The sequence below is a fragment of the Rhodobacter calidifons genome, assembly GCF_011174775.1.
Lineage (GTDB): Bacteria > Pseudomonadota > Alphaproteobacteria > Rhodobacterales > Rhodobacteraceae > Tabrizicola > Tabrizicola calidifons.
In genome coordinates, this window is sequence record NZ_JAANHS010000002.1 from 252,468 (window position 1) to 269,784 (window position 17,317).

The window sequence follows — 17,317 nt, forward strand, 5'->3', positions numbered from 1 at the left end:
TTGCACCATCGCTCCACCCGGCTATGACGGCGCGGAAGCACCCGGGGACAGCGATGGACCATTTCCTGTACAAGAACGGCACCCTCCACGCCGAGGACGTGGCGATCCCCGACATCGCCGCCAGCGTCGGCACCCCCTTCTACGTCTATTCCACCGCCACCCTGACCCGGCACTACCGCCTGTTCACCGAGGCGCTGTCGCCCCTGCCGCACCTCGTCTGCTTTGCCATCAAGTCGCTGTCGAACGTGGCGGTCCTGAAGACCCTCGGCAACCTCGGCGCGGGGATGGACGTGGTTTCGGGCGGCGAATACCTGCGCGCCAAGGCTGCCGGAGTGCCCGGCGACCGCATCGTCTTCTCCGGCGTCGGCAAGACGCGCGCGGAGATGCAGCTCGCCCTGACCGGCGGCATCCGCCAGTTCAACGTCGAATCGGAACCCGAGATGCGGGCGCTGTCCGAAGTGGCAACCAGCCTCGGCGTCACCGCGCCCGTCACCGTCCGCGTGAACCCCGACGTGGACGCTCGCACGCACGAAAAGATCGCCACGGGCAAGAAGGAAAACAAGTTCGGCATCCCGATCGCCCGCGCCTCGGAAGTCTATGCCGAGGCCGCCCGCCTTCCGGGCCTTCGGGTCGTGGGTATCGACGTCCACATCGGCAGCCAACTGACCGAACTTGAACCCTTCGAACAGGCCTACCTCAAGGTCGCCGACCTGACCCGCCGCCTCCGTTCCGAAGGCCACACGATAACCCGCCTCGACCTCGGTGGCGGGCTTGGCATCCCTTACACCCGCTCGAACGAGGCGCCGCCGCTTCCCACCGACTACGGCGCGCTCATCAAGCGCACGGTGGGCGACCTTGGCTGCGAGATCGAGATCGAACCCGGTCGCCTCATCTCGGGCAACGCCGGGCTTCTGGTGGCCAGCGTGATCTATGTGAAGAACGGTGAAGGCCGCGATTTCCTGATCCTCGACGCCGCGATGAACGACCTTGTCCGCCCCTCGATGTATGGCGCGCACCACGACATCGTCCCCGTTGCGGAACCCGCTGTCGCCAGCCCGACCCAGGAATTCGACGTGGTCGGCCCGGTCTGCGAAACCGGCGACACCTTCGCCAGGGGCCGCGACCTGCCGCTGGTGGCCGAAGGCGACCTTTTGGCCTTCCGTTCTGCCGGGGCTTACGGGGCGGTCATGGCCTCGGAATACAATACCCGGCCCCTGATCCCCGAAGTGCTCGTCCACGGGGATCACTTCGCTGTCATCCGGGCCAGACCAACCTTTGACGAAATCCTCAACCGCGATACCATCCCCCCATGGCTGTGACCCCGAACGCGTCGGGCCGTCCGGTCGCAGGCAGGTGAGATGACCGGACCAGAGGCCCAACCCCCGCTGAAATCGCTTGTCTGGCCGATGCGCCTGACGCTGGCGGGGCTGTGGGCCGAACGGCTTGCCCGGGCCTTCTGGCCGCTGTGGTCGCTGATCCTCATCACCCTCGCCGCTCTGGCCTTCGGGCTGCAGGATCTTGGTCCGCTCCGCTATGCCCAGGCCGTGGGGGCTGCCATTGCCCTTGCCGCGCTCGCCCTGCTGGTCTGGGGCATCCGCCGCTTCCGCAAACCCACCGCCATGGATGCGCTGGACCGGCTGGACAGCACGATGCCCGGCCGCCCCATCGCGGCCCTGCGCGACACCCAGGCGATCGGCACCGCCGACCCCGCCTCGCTGGCGGTCTGGCGCGCGCACCAGGAGCGGATGGCCGCCCGCGCCGCCGGCGCCCGCCCCGTCCAGCCCGACCTGCGCCTGTCCTCACGCGACCGCTTTTCGCTCCGCTACGTCGCGCTGACCGCCTTCGTCATGGCCGCGCTCTTCGGATCCTTCTGGCGGGCCGGATCCGTCGCGGGCCTCACCCCCGGCGCCGCGCTGGCCACCCCCGCCGGCCCAAGCTGGGAAGCCTGGGCCCAGCCCCCCGCCTATACCGGCAAGCCCTCGCTCTACCTCAACGACATCACCGACCCCGCGCTGGAAGTGCCCACCGGCACCCGCCTCCAGATCCGCCTCTACGGCCCCGAAGGCGGCCTGACCGTCGCCCAGACCGTCGCCGACATCCCCCCGCCCCCCGCGCCCGCTCCGGGCACCGAGGCCACGCCCGCCGCCGCCGTCCCGAACGGCAGAACCGGCGTCCACGACCTGACCATCACCCGATCCGGAGAGCTTGCCATCGAAGGCCCCGGCGGGCGCGAATGGCAGATCACCGCAACGCCCGACCGCGCCCCCACCATCGAAGTCACCGGCGAGATGACGCGCGAAGCCGACGGCCGCTTCAAGCAGCCGTTCAAGGCCAGCGACGACTACGGCGTCACCGCCGGCCGCGTGACCATCACGCTGGACCTCGACCGCGTCGACCGCCGCCACGGCCTGAAAGTCGATCCCGAAGCCACCCCTCCCGTCACCCTCGACCTGCCGATGCCGCGCAAGGGCAGCCGCACCGAACTGACCTCGACCCTGGTCGACGACCTGTCGAAACACGTCTTCGCCAACCTTCCCGTCACCATGGTCTTCACCGCCATCGACGCCGCCGGCAACGAGGGCAGCTCGGCCCCCTATGCCGTCACGCTGCACGGCAAGCGCTTCTTCGACCCCCTGGCCGCCGCCATCATCGAGATGCGCCGCGACATCCTGTGGAACCGCGTCAACGCCCCGCGCGCGGTCGAACTCCTCAAGGCGGTGACCAACCGGCCCGAAGGCTTCATCCGCCACGACCGCGCCTTCCTGCACCTGCGCGTCCTGATGCGCGAGCTTGAGGCGCAACAGGCCAGCCTGTCCACCGAAGCCCGCGACGCCATCGCCGAAAAGCTGTGGACCATCGCGCTGATGGTGGAAACCGGCAACCTTCAATCCGCCTTCGAACGTCTGCAACGCGCGCAGGACCGGCTGGACGAGGCCATCCGCAACGGCGCCTCGCCCGAAGAGATCGAGCAGCTGATGCGCGAGATGCAGCAGGCGCTGAACGAATACATGCGGGAACTAGCGCAAGAGGCGCAGCGCAACCCCGGCGACCAGCAGCAGCAGCAGATGATGCAGGGCCAGATGATGTCGGGCGACCAGCTGCAACAGATGCTCGACCAGCTGCAACAGCTGATGGAGGAAGGCCGCACCGCCGAGGCGGCCGAACTGATGGAACAGCTGCGCCAGCTGATGCAGAACATGCAGGTGGTGCAGGGCCAGCAGGGCCAGGGGCAGGGCCAGAACGGCCCGATGAATGACCTCGGCCAGACCTTGCGCGACCAGCAGAACCTGTCCGACGATGCCTTCCGCGACCTCCAGGGCGTGCCGCGCAACCAGGACCAGCAAGGGCAGGATCAGCAGGGTCAGGGCCAGCAGCCGGGCCAGGAACAGGGCCAAGAACAGGGGCAGCAACAGGGGCAGGGCGGGGATCAGAACCAGCAGCGCGGCCAGGGGGGCGGGACCGATGACCGCAGTCTGACCGACCGCCAGCGCGAGCTGCGCGAACGGCTGAACCAGTTGCAGCAGGGCCAGCTTCCGGGTGACGGCACCGAACAGGGCGAAGAGGGCCGGCGCAGCCTCGACCGGGCCGGCCGCGCGATGGAAGAGGCCGAGGATGCGCTGCGCGACGGCGACCTTGGCGGCGCGCTCGACCGCCAGGCCGAAGCGATGGAGGCCTTGCGCGACGGGATGCAGCAATTCGGCCGGGCCCTGGCCGAGGAACAGCGCCAGAACCGCGACGCCCAGGGCGGCGACCGCAACTTCGGCTCGGCCGACCCGCAGGGCACCGATCCTCTGGGCCGCCGCGCCGGCGAAACGGCCCGCATCGGCTCGGACGAGAACATGGTGCAGAACGACCCGGACCTGCGCGCGCAGGAACTGCTGGACGAAATCCGCCGCCGCTCGGGCGATCTGGCCCGGCCGCTGGAAGAACTCGACTATCTCAGGCGGTTGTTGCAGATGTTCTAGATCATGCCTTCGTGGGTCGCACGGCGACTCATTGACGGCGCCGAACCCCTGCGCCTAACCATGCGCGCATCGGCCGCGGCGCAGTTCGCAGACCCACGCAACGCCGCAAATCACCGTGGTTGGGACATGGTTTTGTCACCAATCCGGTTTACCGCTTCCACCAAGAAGCGAATTTTCTTTCTGTAGTTCTTGCCAGGTCGTGAGAATGGATGCCGTCGAGACGCTTGAAGCAACTGCCGTCATCCGCCGGAACTCGATCGCCTTCGTCGAACAGATGTTTGCCCTCTACGCGGCCCGGCGCCCTCTGGTGCTGGTCCCGGACGCGGCGCGGGCCAGCGATCTGCCCGGCATCCGCATCGACCGCTGTATCGACCCCGGCGAAGGCGCAGGCTGGCTGACGGCGCAGCACCCGGTCATCCTCGACGACCTTCCGGCCCAGGTCAGCTACACCTCGGGAACCGAAGGCCTGCCCAAGGGCATCCTGCTGACCTACCGCAACCTTGGCTACACCACCGAACGCATCATCGACGTGATGCAGATGACCTCCGAGATCCGCGAATATGTCGGTGTGCCCGCGACCTTCAGCTTCGGCATGGCGCGCTACCGTGCCGTTAGCGCCGTGGGCGGCCGCGCCTACATGCCGCCGCGCGGTTTCGATCCGATGGAACTGGCGCGGATGCTGGCTGCGGGCGAGGTCAACGCGCTTTCTGCCGTGCCGACGCTTTTGCGCATCCTCCTCGCCGATCCGGCGATCATCGGCAACGCGGGCAAGGCGCTGCGCTGGCTGGAGATCGGCTCGCAGGCAATGACGGCCGACGAAAAGCGCCAGGTCCGGGCGATGTTCCCCAAGGCCCGGATCGTGCAGCACTACGGCCTGACCGAAGCCTCGCGCTCGACCTTCCTTGTCATCTCCGAGGCCACCGATGCCCAGCTTGACTCGGTCGGTCGTCCCGTGGGGCAGGGCGAAGTCGCCCTTTCCGCCGATGGCCGCATCCGCATCCGCGGCCCGCAGGTTGCCCGGTCGCGCATCGACGCCGACGGGCTGCACGACCTGACCGACGCCGAGGGCTGGCTCCAGACCAACGACCTCGGCCATCTTCAGGACGGGTATCTGTTCTTCGACGGGCGCGCTGATGATCTCATCAACTGCGGCGGTCAGAAAGTCGTGCCCGACCAGCTGGAAGACCGCATCCGCGCACGGCTGAAGCCAGGGCTCCAGATCGCTGTCGCCAAGGTCCCCGACGCCCAGCGGGGCGATGGCATCCTCGTCGCCCTTGCCGGCACCTCCGACCAGTCCGCCCGGGTGAAAGAGGCCGCCACCGCCGCGCTGGCCGAGATGGGGATCGCCGCCGGTTCCGCGCTGCATGTGATGGCGCTGGACGCCCTGCCGATCACCGGCACCGGCAAGGTCCAGCGCCGCGTGCTGGCCGAGCAATTCGCCCTGCGCAAGGTCACTTCTCCCCCGACCGCTCCGGCCAGGGGCGAGATCACCGATGTCCGCTCGCTCTTCGCCCATGAATTTCCGGGCCAGGACGTGTCACGCGACGACAGCTTCGACTCGCTCGGCGGCGACTCGCTGCACTACATCCAGTTCACGCTCGCCTTCGAATCCCGCTTCGGCCCGCTTCCCGACGACTGGGAGAAGCTGACCGTCGCCCAGCTTCAGACCCATGCCGAGGGCGGCAGCAAGTCCGCCTGGCGTCGCCTGGAAACGGTCACCCTGACGCGCGCCTTCTTCATCATCTGCATCGTCGCCCTGCATACCGAGGCCTTCGTCTACTCCCCCAACTGGGGTGCCGCCTATTTCCTGGTCATGCTGGCCGGCTATTCCGTCGCCCGCTTCCAGCTGCCCGAGATCCTCCGCTCCGGCACGACTCGCACCCTCTGGGGCACCATCCGCTCTGTCGCGATCCCGACGATCCTGATGGGCGTCTTCCTCGAACTCGTGACCCGCAGGTTCGAACTGCCCGAGCTTCTCCTCGTCTCGAACTACTTCGACCCCGACACGATCCGCGGCTACACCTTCTACTTCGTGGAATTCTACATCCAGATCCTGATCCTCGCCGCGCTGTTCTTCTCCTTCGCCCCGGTCCGCCGCGCCTTCGCCGCCCGGCCCATGCTCAGCGCCGTCGCCTTCTTCGCCTTCACCGCCGCGCTGGACTATGTGATCGAGCTCAAGTGGACCGGCGACTACAACTACGACCGCACCCCCTGGCACTACGGCTGGTGCTTCGCCTTGGGCATGGTCCTCGCCCAGGCCCGCGACCTCCCCTCGCGCCTCTTCGCCTTCGCCCTCTCGCTCGTCACCATCTTCGCCTACTGGAACTTCACCTCCGCCGCCTACTACGTCGCCGGAGGGGTCGCCGTCGTCCTCTTCCTCCGCACGCTCATCGTCCCCGCCCCGGTCAAGGTCCTCATCGCCGAAATCGCCGGGGCCTCGATGTTCATGTACCTGACGCACTACCAGATGATCTCGCTCGTCGACAAAATCTTCGGCGAACACCGCCCCTGGCTCGCCCTGATCCTGTCGATCCTCACCGGCATCATCGGCGCGCATCTCTACACCTGGGCCGAACGCACCTTCCTCAAGCCCCGCCGCGCGGCCGTCCCCGCCGAATAACCGCCCGCCCGCCTCACCGCCCCTTAACCCCCATTGCGTTCCCTCCCGCAGAAAGGAGCACGCGCCATGGACACCCTCCACCACCTCCCCCTCACCGCAATCGACCCCTCCGCCCTCCTCCGCGACCGCACCACCCTCGACCCCGACGCCCTCGCCCAACTCCAGCACTCCATCGCGACCGAGGGCCTGCGCACCCCCATCGAGGTCTGGCGCCTCTCCACCCCTCGCGAGCCCTTCCACTACGGCCTCATCTCCGGCCTCCGCCGCCTCACCGCCGCCCGCGCCCTCGGCCACGCCACCATCCCCGCCTTCCTCCGCTCCCCCCAGTCCCTCGCCCAGGCCCTCACCGCCATGGTGAGCGAGAACGAAATCCGCGCCCCCGTCTCCCCGTGGGAAAAGGCCGCCCTCATCCTGAACGCCGTGACCGAGGGCCACTTCCCCACCCCCGACGCCGCCATCGCCACCCTCTTCCCCGCTCTGCCCAAGTCCTCCCACCGCCGCCTCCGCGCCCATGCGACCGTGGTCGAGGCGCTCGGCCCCCTCCTCACCGCCCCGGAAACCCTCACCACCCGCCAACTCGACACCCTCGCCGCTGCCATCACCGGCGGGCATGAGGACCTCCTCACCGCCACCCTCCACCCGCACGCGAGCGCGGGACCCGAAACCCAATGGTCCGCCCTCCGCCCCATCCTGCTGGACATCGCACGCGAGCCCACGAGCCCCACCACCCGCCGCCCCCGCAGGCTGCTGCGGCTCCGTCAAGGCCTGACGATCACGCGGGAGCCCACCCCCACCGGCTGGCTCCTCCGCTTCTCCGGCCCCCAGGCGAGGTCCCCCGGCCTGATCGACGACGTGCTGGACAAGGTGGAGGAGTGGTTTGGGAGGGGGTGAGCAATCGTAGGGTGCGCTACAGCGCACCGCCCGTAGGTCGGGGCGTGCCCCGACTCTCCCCGCCCCGGCCCTGAGCCGGGGCCTCCCTCACCACCAGAGACCCCGGATCAAGTCCGGGGCGGACCCCACCAACCACCCCACACCACGCCAGGGCCGCACCCTCCCTCGGGCGGGCGCCGCCACCGTCGAATGAAGCACCTTGTCCCTCAACCCCTGCCGTAGGATGGGCAATCTGCCCACCACCCTACCCAACCAAAGGGCCGCGCCCTCGCCAGGGGGTGATGAACGACAAGAATCCTCCATTGGAAGATTTCGACGAAGAACGCTCGACTAGTGGTTGGGCTCTGGCGAGGGCCATGCTATTGACAGCTCAAATCACGGACAGCGTCGTCTACAGACGACGACAGATAGGTTCTTGGATTTGAGAGTTTCTACGTTGACAAAGTCACGTTGAACGAACGTTGAGAACATGCGATCATTCATGGGATTGGTGGAACAGTTTCCCTTTGCGGTGCAGGACAGCCCGTCGGTCACAGTCAAGGGTAACTGCTACGTCCCACCGTCAATGTAGATGTATTAACGGAGAAATCGATGCATGTATTTCGTTTCTTAGTGCTCTACTTCACTATCGCCTCTCCTATTTCTGCACAACAGGGGCCAGAGCTTCACCCGTTTCACCAAATTTGGTTTTTCTCTGCACCAGTTAGCCATGAAGCATATCCACGCATCTTCTATCAGGCCTGCAACCGATCTGAGGGCAGCACAGCTTTCCGATGGCTTGGAGCTGGATTCGGTGTTGCTGCTTCCGCAGAACTCCCATCCAACATTTGTGCGTTCAAGAACACATACTCCAATGCGTCAAGGAGTCCAAAGCCATACGATGTTACAGTACAAGGGCGAGGGACTGGTCCAATAATGACTTGGACATGGGATGCGCCAGATTCCTTACTGAGTCAGATATATAGCTATGTAGAAGCAACCATTTCAGGCCCCGATGGCTATGCAGATCAGTCAGTTATTTCAATAGGGGTTATCGTCAATGAATCCGGTGGCGCCGAAATTAGAATCTCGAGCTCTGGTGTTTTCGATTCTCTTGTTGTTGTGTTTCCGGAAGGCTTGGTCAATCCAAATGATGTTCTGAACCTTGGAGATACAAACGCAGAAATCTCTGGGCGCCAACTATCTGACCTAACAGAGCTATCAAGCCCCGACACGGAGAGCCTCTTTGGCGATCAGAAAGCAGAGCTTCAAAGCGTATTAATTGAAGGCCAAGCTAGTGGGGGCTTCTCCACCAACTTCAAGGTTGAAGATTTGACACAGCTTGGAGGGACGGTAGTAATTTTTGGAAGGGTGGATAATGACATCGTGATCTTGAATGAGACAGCCATTCCAGAAGTGCTAAGATGAGTAAGATTGACCTCATGTTTCTCGCCGTCTATGGGGCGATAGTCTCTTTTCTGGTTGGTTTTGTGCTACAAGGACCAATTTTCGGACTTCGAGAGTACTCAGTTACGCTCTTGATTGCTATCGGCTCTTGGTATGCTGGAACGTCACTGATTGCTCGACTTTCAGGTACTGAAGTTAGATTGGATGAGAGCTTCCAAAGAATGATGTGGCGCTGGACACTCTTGAGCGCGATGGTGCTGATACTGATTTGCGTGGTTTATTCTCTAACTGTATTGGCAGGCCGGAGTACTTATGCCGGGCCTTGGCTACTGCTGCACTTCGCAGTCATCTTTGTGAGCGGTACGCTAGCAAGATCCATGGCTTTCGCTGCAAGTAGGGCGGTCAAATCAAGAGGCCTAGCAATCGAGAGAGCAAAGAAGGCCGCAATAACGCGAGAAAAGAGATCAACTGAGCGCAGCACCAAGTCGGAGCCATAAGGCAACCGGAAGGACCAAGGGCGTATCTGGCTCTATTCTCAAGGAATTCACCTAACTTAAAAAACCCCTAACGCCCACAGCTAACCCCTTGTAATCCTTTGCGGCCTCCACCGCGCCGCGCGCGGCGCGGTCACCAGTGCGGCGGGCGGACGTTCGCCTCCGGGGGGGCTCCCCCCAGCGCCTCCTCCTCCGCAGCCCGCTCCATCAGGAGCCGCACCCGCCGCTCCAGCCCCGCGATTTCCGAGGCCTGCCGGGCCACCACGTCCGACAGGTCCTCCACCGCCCGCATCAGGTGGGCCACCCGTTCCTCCAGCACCTCGACCCGGTCCATCACACCCCCCGCTTGCCCGCCTCTCTCCCACGGGATACACGGACCCCGATCAAAAGCGAAGGTCCCGCCCATGGCCGACAAACCCCGCCGCCCCCGCGCCGAGACCCCGAAGGGATTCCGCGACTACTTCGGGGCCGAGGTCACCGAACGCAAGGCCATGCTCGACCGCATCGCGGGGGTCTATCATCGCTACGGGTTCGACCCGCTGGAAACCTCCGCCGTGGAAACCGTGGAGGCGCTGGGCAAGTTCCTCCCTGACGTGGACCGCCCGAACGAAGGCGTCTTTGCCTGGGAGGAGGAGGGCGACTGGCTGGCCCTGAGATACGACCTCACCGCCCCGCTGGCGCGGGTCGCGGCCCAGTACCGGAACGACCTCCCCTCTCCCTACCGCCGCTACGCGATGGGCCCCGTCTGGCGGAACGAGAAGCCGGGACCGGGCCGCTTTCGCCAGTTCTACCAGTGCGACGCGGATACGGTGGGGTCGGCTTCCGTGGCGGCGGACGCCGAAATCTGCGCCATGCTGGCCGATGCGCTGGAAGAAGTCGGCATCCCCCGCGGCGACTATGTGGTGAAGGTGAACAACCGCAAGGTCCTGAATGGCGTGATGGAGGTCGCGGGGCTGGCTGGCGACGACAAGGACGCCGAACGCGGCATCGTGTTGCGGGCCATCGACAAGATCGACCGTCTGGGGCCGGAGGGGGTGCGCGCTCTGCTGGGGGAGGGCCGCAAGGACGAGAGCGGCGATTTCACCAGGGGGGCAGGCCTGTCGGCAGAGCAGGCCGAGGTCGTGATGGGCTTCACCTCGGCCAGGCGCGACGCGGGAGCCGCGACGGTGGCTCGGCTGCGCGAGCTGGTCGGCGGCTCGGTGATCGGGGCCGAGGGTGTGTCCGAACTGGAAGCCATCGCGGCGCTGCTCGACGCGCAAGGGTACGGGCCGGACCGGATCGTGCTGGACCCCGGCGTGGTCCGGGGCCTCGGCTACTATACCGGGCCGGTCTATGAGGCGGAACTGACCTTTCAGATCACCGACGAAAAGGGCCGTCCGCGCAACTTCGGCTCGGTCGCCGGGGGCGGACGGTATGATGGGCTGGTGAAACGCTTCACCGGGCAGGATGTGCCCGCGACGGGGGTGTCGATCGGGGTCGATCGCCTGCTTGCCGCAATCCGCGCCAAGGGGCGCGTCGGGGGCGAGACGGCCGGGCCAGTCGTCGTGACCGTGATGGACCGCGACCGGATGGCCGACTACATGGCGATGGTCGGCGAGTTGCGGCAGGCGGGCATCCGGGCCGAGGTCTATCTGGGCAACCCGAAGAACTTCGGCAACCAGCTCAAATACGCCGACAAGCGGCAGTCGCCGGTCGCGGTGATCCAGGGCGGGGACGAGGCGGCGAAGGGCACTGTGATCCTCAAGGACCTGATCCTGGGTGCGAAGATCGCCGAAAGTGCCACGCTGGAGGAATGGAAGGATCGCCCGGCGCAGGTCGAGGTGCCGCGCGCCGATCTGGTGGCGGCGGTCCGGAAGATGCTGGGCCAATGACCCCCAAGGCCGCCATCAGGGCCGAGGGCGAACGGCTGCTGGCGGCCTTCGTCCAGGCGGGGGCGGTGTCGGTCGAGGCGGATATCCTGCAACCGGCGGGCACGCTGCTGGACCTGTATGGCGAGGACATCCGGGCACGGGCCTATGTGACCGACGATCCGGTGCGCGGCGAGATGATGCTGCGCCCCGATTTCACCGTCCCCGTGGTGCAGGCGCACATGGCCCACGGCGCGGAACCGGCGCGCTATGCCTATCTGGGCGAGGTCTTCCGCAAGCAGATGCGCGGCTCGGGCCGGGCCAGCGAATACCTTCAGGTCGGCTACGAGGTGTTTGACCGCGCCGCCCCGGAAGTGGTGGATGCCGAGGTCTTTGCGCTGTTCCGCGACCTTCTGGCCGGCCTGGACCTGCGCCCCGTCACCGGCGACATCGGCATCCTGATGGCTGCCGTCCGGGGGCTGGAAACCAGCGAGCGGCGGAAGGCGGCGCTCTTGCGCCATGTCTGGCGGCCGCATCGGTTCAAGGCGCTGCTGGATCGCTTTGCCGGACGGGCTCCGGTCCCGGCCGGGCGGCTTCAGCTGCTGGAGCGGCTGAAGGCGGGAAGCCCGGCGCAACTGATCGCGGAAGCCGGGACCTTTGTCGGCCTGCGCTCTGCCGAGGAAATTGCCGCCCGGGCCGAGGCTCTGGTCGCTGATGCCGAAACCCCGCCGATCAAGGCGACCGAGGCGGCGCTGCTCTACGACCTTCTGTCGCTGGAGGCCCCGGCTGCCCATGCCCTGGCCCATCTGCGCGGGATCACCCCGATGCTGCCCGCCATCGCCCCGGCGGTGGACCGTTTCGCCGCGCGGCTGGAGGCTCTGGCCGCGCGGGGCATCGATGTGGCGACGCTGGCCTTCGAGGCCAGCCACGGGCGCACGGCGCTGGAATACTACGACGGGTTCGTCTTCAGCTTTCTGGCCGAGGGGATGCCGCCCGTGGCCAGTGGCGGGCGCTATGACGCGCTGACGGCGGTGCTGGGCGCAGGGGCCTTCATCCCGGCGGTGGGGGGCGTGATCCGGCCGGGTCTGGTCGCGCGGCTGAAAGGGGCGGAGGCATGATCCGGCTGGGCGTGCCGTCCAAGGGGCGGCTGATGCAGGACTGCTTCGACTGGTTCGGCGCGCGGGGCGTGGTGATGAAGCGCTCCGGGTCCGACCGGGAGTATTCGGGCGTCGTGGAAGGCGTGGAGGGTGTGGTCCCGGTGCTGTTGTCCGCCGGGGAGATCCCGCGCGAGCTGGCCGCCGGGCGGATTCATCTGGGCGTGACCGGCAGCGACCTGGTGCGCGAGCAACTGGCCGAGGACGAGGTGGCCGAGGTGGCGAAGCTGGGTTTCGGCCAGGCCGATCTGGTGATCGCGGTGCCGAACGTCTGGATCGACGTGGAGACGGTGGACGATCTGGACGCCGCCGCCGCCGCCTTCCGCAAGGCGCATGGCCACCGGCTGCGGATCGCGACGAAGTATCATCGGCTGGTGCGGGATTTCCTTCAGGCGCAAGGGGTTGCGGATTATCAGCTGGTGGACAGCCAGGGCGCGACCGAGGGCACGGTGAAGAACGGGACGGCGGAGTGCGTCGCCGATATCACCAGTTCGGGCGAGACCCTTCGGGCCAATCACCTGCGTATCCTGTCGGACGGGTTGATCCATTCCAGCCAGGCGGTGCTTTGGGCCAGCCGGATGGCGGAGTGGTCGGCGGAGGACCGGGCGGCGATGGAGCAGCTGGTGCAGCGGCTGGGTGTCCGGTCGCCGCTCTAGCGTGACCGCGGGTCCCCGGCGGGGTCAGTGCAGCCCGAGTTCCGCCAAGGCCTGCGCCAGTTTCGGCGGCAGCGGGTCATCCTTGGCCCGGCCCTTGGGCAGGTCGCGCGGGGCCTCTTTCGGGTCAAGATAGCGCCAGCCCTGGAAGGGGCGGCGCGGGGCGGCTTCGGTACGGATGACCTCCTGATCCAGCACCAGCGCGCAACGCGGGATGCCGTCGCCGAGGTTCACCTGTTGCAGGTCCAGGATCCGCTGGCGGCACAGGATCACGCCCTTGATGACCCAGTAGAGCGAGCCCTCCAGCACCTCGGCCTCGCGCTTCGGCCACATGCGGGTGACGTGGATCGCCCGGCCTTCGGGCCAGTGCGGGCGTTGGCTGTGTTGCCAGTCGATGAGGTCCTCGACCGAGTCGGCGCCGACGCAGAGTTTCAGGAGGTGGATCATGCGGCAGAGCATAGGGCCTGCGGCGGGGGCGGCAAGATTGACCCGAGGGGGCTTGGGGCGTATCTTGGGTCCTTCGCCGCACTTATCCACAACAGACAGAAAGATTCGCCCCGATGTCGCGATTCCATGCCCCCATTGCCGAAGCCATCTGGGACATGAAGTACCGCTTCAAGGAGGCGGACGGGACACCCATCGACGGCAGCGTGGAGGATACCTGGCGACGGATCGCGCGCGCCCTGGCCGAGGTGGAGAAGGACCCCGCTAAGTGGGAGGCCGAGTTCTACGCGGCGCTGGAGGACTTCAGGTTCCTGCCTGCGGGCCGGATCACGGCGGGGGCGGGGACGGGCCGCAGCGTCACGCTGTTCAACTGCTTTGTCATGGGGACGATCCCCGACACGATGGAGGGCATCTTCACCGCGCTGAAAGAGGCTGCGCTGACCATGCAGCAGGGCGGCGGGATCGGCTATGATTTCTCCACCATCCGCCCGCGCGGGGCCGAGGTGAAGGGGGTGGCGGCGGATGCCTCGGGGCCCCTGTCCTTCATGGATGTCTGGGACGCGATGTGCCGGACGATCATGTCTGCGGGCAGCCGTCGCGGCGCGATGATGGCGACGATGCGCTGCGATCACCCGGACATCGAGGCCTTCATCGAGGCCAAGCGCGACCCCGCGCGGCTGCGGATGTTCAACCTCTCGGTTCTGGTCACCGATGCCTTCATGGCCGCCGTCAAGGCCGACGGCCCGTGGGAGCTGGTCTTCGGCGGCAAGGTCTATCGCACCCTTCAGGCGCGCGACCTGTGGCACAAGATCATGCGGTCCACCTTCGACTATGCCGAGCCGGGGGTGATCTTCATCGACCGCATCAACGCGATGAACAACCTGAACTATTGCGAGACCATTGCCGCCACCAACCCCTGCGGTGAGCAGCCCCTGCCGCCCTACGGCGCCTGCCTTCTGGGGTCGGTCAACCTGCCGACGCTGGTGAAGGATCCCTTCGACGCGCATTCCGGCATGGACATGAAGGCGCTGGACCGTCTGGTCCGCGTGGCCGTCCGGGCGATGGACAACGTGGTCGATGTCAGCCGCTTTCCCTTGCCCGAACAGCAGGCCGAGGCGAAAGCCAAGCGGCGGATCGGGCTGGGGGTCACGGGCCTTGCCGATGCGCTGCTGATGGTCGGTCTGCGCTACGGGTCCGAGGAGGCCGCGCGCGTCACCGAGATCTGGATGCATGCCATCGCTCGGTCGGCCTATCTCGCCAGCGTGGACCTCGCCAGGGAAAAGGGGGCCTTCCCGCTGTTCGACGCCGAACGCTATCTGGCCTCGGGCAACATGGCCCGGATGGACGCCGATGTGCGTGAGGCGATCCGGGCGCATGGGATCCGAAATGCGCTCCTGACCTCCGTCGCGCCGACCGGGACGATCTCGCTTTACGCCGGGAACGTGTCGTCGGGCATCGAGCCGGTCTTCGCCTATGCCTATACCCGCAAGGTGCTGCAAAAGGACGGCTCGCGCACCGAGGAGGAGGTGGTGGACTACGCCGTCCGTCTCTGGCGCGAGAAGTTCGGCGATGCGCCCCTGCCGGACCATTTCGTCAACGCCCAGACCCTGCCGCCGCTCGACCATGTGCGGATGCAGGCGGCGGCGCAGAAATGGGTGGATTCGTCCATTTCCAAGACGATCAACTGCCCGGCGGACATCAGCTTTGACGATTTCAAGGAGGTCTACATGGCCGCCTGGGATCAGGGCTGCAAGGGCTGCACGACCTACCGGCCGAACGAGGTGACCGGCTCGGTGCTGACGGTCTCCGAGACCTCAGACAAGGTGCCGGGGGAGGCCCCGGATCAGGTCCGGGGCGGGGTCACGACGGGCGAGGTCGTCTATCTGTCCGAACCGCTCGACCGTCCGGCGGCGCTGGAGGGGCGGACCTACAAGCTGAAATGGCCGGGCACCGAACACGCGCTGTATATCACGATCAACGACATCGTGACGGCGGGCCACCGGCGGCCATTCGAGGTTTTCATCAACTCGAAGAACATGGAACATTACGCCTGGACCGTGGCGCTGACCCGGATGATCTCGGCCGTCTTCCGGCGGGGCGGGGATATTTCCTTCGTGGTGGAGGAACTGAAGGCGGTCTTCGACCCCCGCGGCGGGGCCTGGATGGAGGGCCGCTACATCCCGTCTATTTTGGCCGCCATCGGAGGCGTGATCGAACGCCACCTGATCGACATCGGCTTCATCGAGGGCGAGGGGCTGGGGCTGAAATCCGACCCCAAGGCGGAGCTTTTGCGGGTCGGAGAGGCTCCGAAGGGGAAGGCCTGCCCGGCCTGCGGGTCCTATGATCTGCGGATGGTGGAGGGCTGCCTGACCTGCGGGTCGTGCGGGCATTCGAAGTGTGGGTGAGGGTCGCGAAGGGAACGCATTCCTAACCTTCCTGTTGCATCTCTTGCAACCGCGGCCATATCTTGGTCGCAGTCTCGCTGCACAATGCAAGCGAACAGGAGCAACCGATGAAACCCCTTGAATTCTACGTCAAGGCCGTCTGGGACGCCGAGGCCAGGGTCTGGGTCTCGGAAAGCGACATCATCGGCCTGCATGTCGAGGCCGAAACGCTCGAGGAATTCGAGGCCGCGGCGGCAGAGCTCGGCCCGCAGCTCATCGTGGAAAACCACATCACCAAGCGCGACCTGGCGCAGCGGTCGCTGTCCGAGCTGATCCCATGGATCAAGTTCCGTGCCCCTCAGACCGGCGGCGCAGCGGCGGCCTGAGGGTGGTCAAGGGTTTCTACGACGAGGTCGTTCGTCTTCTGGCCGAGGCGGGCTATTACCATGACGGCGGATCGAAGAATCAGAAGTGCTGCCATGACGACGGCAAGCCGACCGTGACCGTCCCGCACAAGATCATGAGCCGCCACACGGCCAACGGCATTCTGAAGGACGCCGGGATCCAGAAGAAACTCTAGCGTTTCACCCCATTCGCCCGCGCCACGAAATCCGTCAGGTGGGGCACATAGTCCTCCGGCCCCGCGCCGCCCTGGGCCACGGCCCCGGCGAAGCTGTTCTTCGCCGCACTCGCCATCGTGGTGGTGACGGTGGCGGCGTTGGCCATGCTCTCCAGATAGCGCAGGTCCTTGTAGGCGTTCGACAGGGTGAAGCGGTGGGCTTCGCGGTTGCCTTCCAGCGCATAGCCCATAAAGGTCTGGTAGAAGCCGCAGTCCATCCGGCCGCCGCGGATCACGCTGTCGAAGGTGGCGGTGGAGATGCCGACCTTGGCGGCCAAAGCCAGCGCCTCGGCATAGATCGCGGCATAGCCGAGCGACAGGAAGTTGTTCAGAAGCTTCATCCGGTGGCCGTCGCCGACCCGCCCGATATGAACGATTTTCCCGGCCCAGGTGGCGATGACGGGCTGGATGCGCCGGAAGACCTCCGGTTCCGCGCCGACCATGCAGTCGAGCGTGCCCTCCCATGCCTCTTTCGGCGTGCGGGAGAGGGGGGCGTCGGCGAAGTGGATGCCTTTGGCGGAAAGGTCGGTGGCGAGGCGTTCGGTGACGGTGGGGTCGGAGGTGGAGCAGTCCACGATCACCGCGCCGGGTTTCAGGTGGGGGGTCATCCTTGCGACGGCCTCGGCCACCTGCGGCGAGCCGGGGAGGGTGAGGAAGATGATCGTGCAGCGTGCGGCGAGGTCTTCGATGCTGGCCTCTGTCGCGCCGCGCCCGATCAGGTCATCGACGGGCGCGCGGTTGCGGTGGGCGGTGACGGTGAGTGGGTAGCCCTTCGTCACGATGTTCTTCGCCATGCCGTGGCCCATCAGGCCCAAGCCTGCGAAACCGATGTGTTCCTGGGTCATGGGGGTCTCCTTTCC

The 17,317-nt window shown here is 66.3% G+C and carries 15 protein-coding genes; 12 read left to right on the top strand and 3 right to left on the bottom strand.

Annotated features, from left to right (window positions below; all coding sequences use genetic code 11):
• Window positions 1–53: 53 nt before the first annotated feature.
• The 6 genes from lysA (at window position 54) to G8O29_RS03815 (ending at window position 9,359) form a co-directional block, all read left to right on the top strand.
• Complete coding sequence (lysA, locus tag G8O29_RS03790) at window positions 54–1,319, top strand: diaminopimelate decarboxylase (RefSeq protein WP_166401884.1); 1,266 nt, start codon at window positions 54–56, stop codon at window positions 1,317–1,319.
• Window positions 1,320–1,358: 39 nt separating this feature from the next.
• Window positions 1,359–3,965, top strand: coding sequence for a TIGR02302 family protein (locus tag G8O29_RS03795; RefSeq protein WP_166401885.1), 2,607 nt, complete (start codon window positions 1,359–1,361; stop codon window positions 3,963–3,965).
• 205 nt (window positions 3,966–4,170) lie between these two features.
• Window positions 4,171–6,585 (top strand): AMP-binding protein, encoded by a 2,415-nt coding sequence (locus G8O29_RS03800; RefSeq protein ID WP_166401886.1) that lies wholly within the window; start codon window positions 4,171–4,173, stop codon window positions 6,583–6,585.
• A 66-nt stretch (window positions 6,586–6,651) separates the two neighbouring features.
• Window positions 6,652–7,476, top strand: coding sequence for a ParB/RepB/Spo0J family partition protein (locus tag G8O29_RS03805; protein ID WP_166401887.1), 825 nt, complete (start codon window positions 6,652–6,654; stop codon window positions 7,474–7,476).
• Between the two features lie 591 nt (window positions 7,477–8,067).
• Window positions 8,068–8,883, top strand: a complete 816-nt coding sequence (locus tag G8O29_RS03810; protein WP_166401888.1) for a hypothetical protein — start codon at window positions 8,068–8,070, stop codon at window positions 8,881–8,883.
• Window positions 8,880–9,359, top strand: coding sequence for a hypothetical protein (locus tag G8O29_RS03815; RefSeq protein WP_166401889.1), 480 nt, complete (start codon window positions 8,880–8,882; stop codon window positions 9,357–9,359). Before G8O29_RS03810 ends, G8O29_RS03815 begins: the two co-directional genes overlap by 4 nt.
• A gap of 130 nt (window positions 9,360–9,489) precedes the next feature.
• Here G8O29_RS03815 and G8O29_RS03820 read toward each other — a convergent pair whose 3' ends face one another.
• Window positions 9,490–9,690, bottom strand: coding sequence for a SlyX family protein (locus G8O29_RS03820; RefSeq protein ID WP_207623645.1), 201 nt, complete (start codon window positions 9,688–9,690; stop codon window positions 9,490–9,492).
• A gap of 70 nt (window positions 9,691–9,760) precedes the next feature.
• On the opposite strand from G8O29_RS03820, the gene hisS reads away from it, so the two are divergent.
• Genes hisS through hisG form a run of 3 tightly spaced genes read left to right on the top strand, consistent with a single transcriptional unit; the run spans window position 9,761 to window position 13,013 of the window.
• Window positions 9,761–11,227, top strand: coding sequence for a histidine--tRNA ligase (gene hisS, locus G8O29_RS03825; protein ID WP_166401891.1), 1,467 nt, complete (start codon window positions 9,761–9,763; stop codon window positions 11,225–11,227).
• Window positions 11,224–12,321 (top strand): ATP phosphoribosyltransferase regulatory subunit, encoded by a 1,098-nt coding sequence (locus G8O29_RS03830; RefSeq protein ID WP_166401892.1) that lies wholly within the window; start codon window positions 11,224–11,226, stop codon window positions 12,319–12,321. The genes hisS and G8O29_RS03830 overlap by 4 nt, the downstream gene beginning before the upstream one ends.
• Window positions 12,318–13,013, top strand: a complete 696-nt coding sequence (gene hisG, locus G8O29_RS03835; protein ID WP_166401893.1) for an ATP phosphoribosyltransferase — start codon at window positions 12,318–12,320, stop codon at window positions 13,011–13,013. Before G8O29_RS03830 ends, hisG begins: the two co-directional genes overlap by 4 nt.
• 24 nt (window positions 13,014–13,037) lie before the next feature.
• Here the strand turns inward: hisG and G8O29_RS03840 are convergent, their stop codons facing one another.
• Window positions 13,038–13,457 carry a DUF1489 family protein gene (locus G8O29_RS03840; protein WP_242678862.1) on the bottom strand — a complete coding sequence of 140 codons (420 nt, stop codon included), beginning with the start codon at window positions 13,455–13,457 and terminating at the stop codon, window positions 13,038–13,040.
• Window positions 13,458–13,570: 113 nt separating this feature from the next.
• Between G8O29_RS03840 and G8O29_RS03845 the strand changes: the two genes are divergently transcribed.
• The 3 genes from G8O29_RS03845 (at window position 13,571) to G8O29_RS03855 (ending at window position 16,418) form a co-directional block, all read left to right on the top strand.
• Window positions 13,571–15,859 (top strand): adenosylcobalamin-dependent ribonucleoside-diphosphate reductase, encoded by a 2,289-nt coding sequence (locus G8O29_RS03845; protein WP_166401895.1) that lies wholly within the window; start codon window positions 13,571–13,573, stop codon window positions 15,857–15,859.
• A 107-nt stretch (window positions 15,860–15,966) separates the two neighbouring features.
• Entirely contained in the window at window positions 15,967–16,224 is a 258-nt protein-coding gene (locus G8O29_RS03850; RefSeq protein ID WP_166401896.1) for a DUF1902 domain-containing protein, read from the top strand.
• 2 nt (window positions 16,225–16,226) lie between these two features.
• Entirely contained in the window at window positions 16,227–16,418 is a 192-nt protein-coding gene (locus G8O29_RS03855) for a type II toxin-antitoxin system HicA family toxin (protein WP_166401897.1), read from the top strand.
• Here G8O29_RS03855 and G8O29_RS03860 read toward each other — a convergent pair.
• Complete coding sequence (locus G8O29_RS03860; RefSeq protein WP_166401898.1) at window positions 16,415–17,302, bottom strand: NAD(P)-dependent oxidoreductase; 888 nt, start codon at window positions 17,300–17,302, stop codon at window positions 16,415–16,417. The two genes, G8O29_RS03855 and G8O29_RS03860, sit on opposite strands and share 4 nt — an antisense overlap.
• Between the last annotated feature and the right edge of the window lie 15 nt (window positions 17,303–17,317).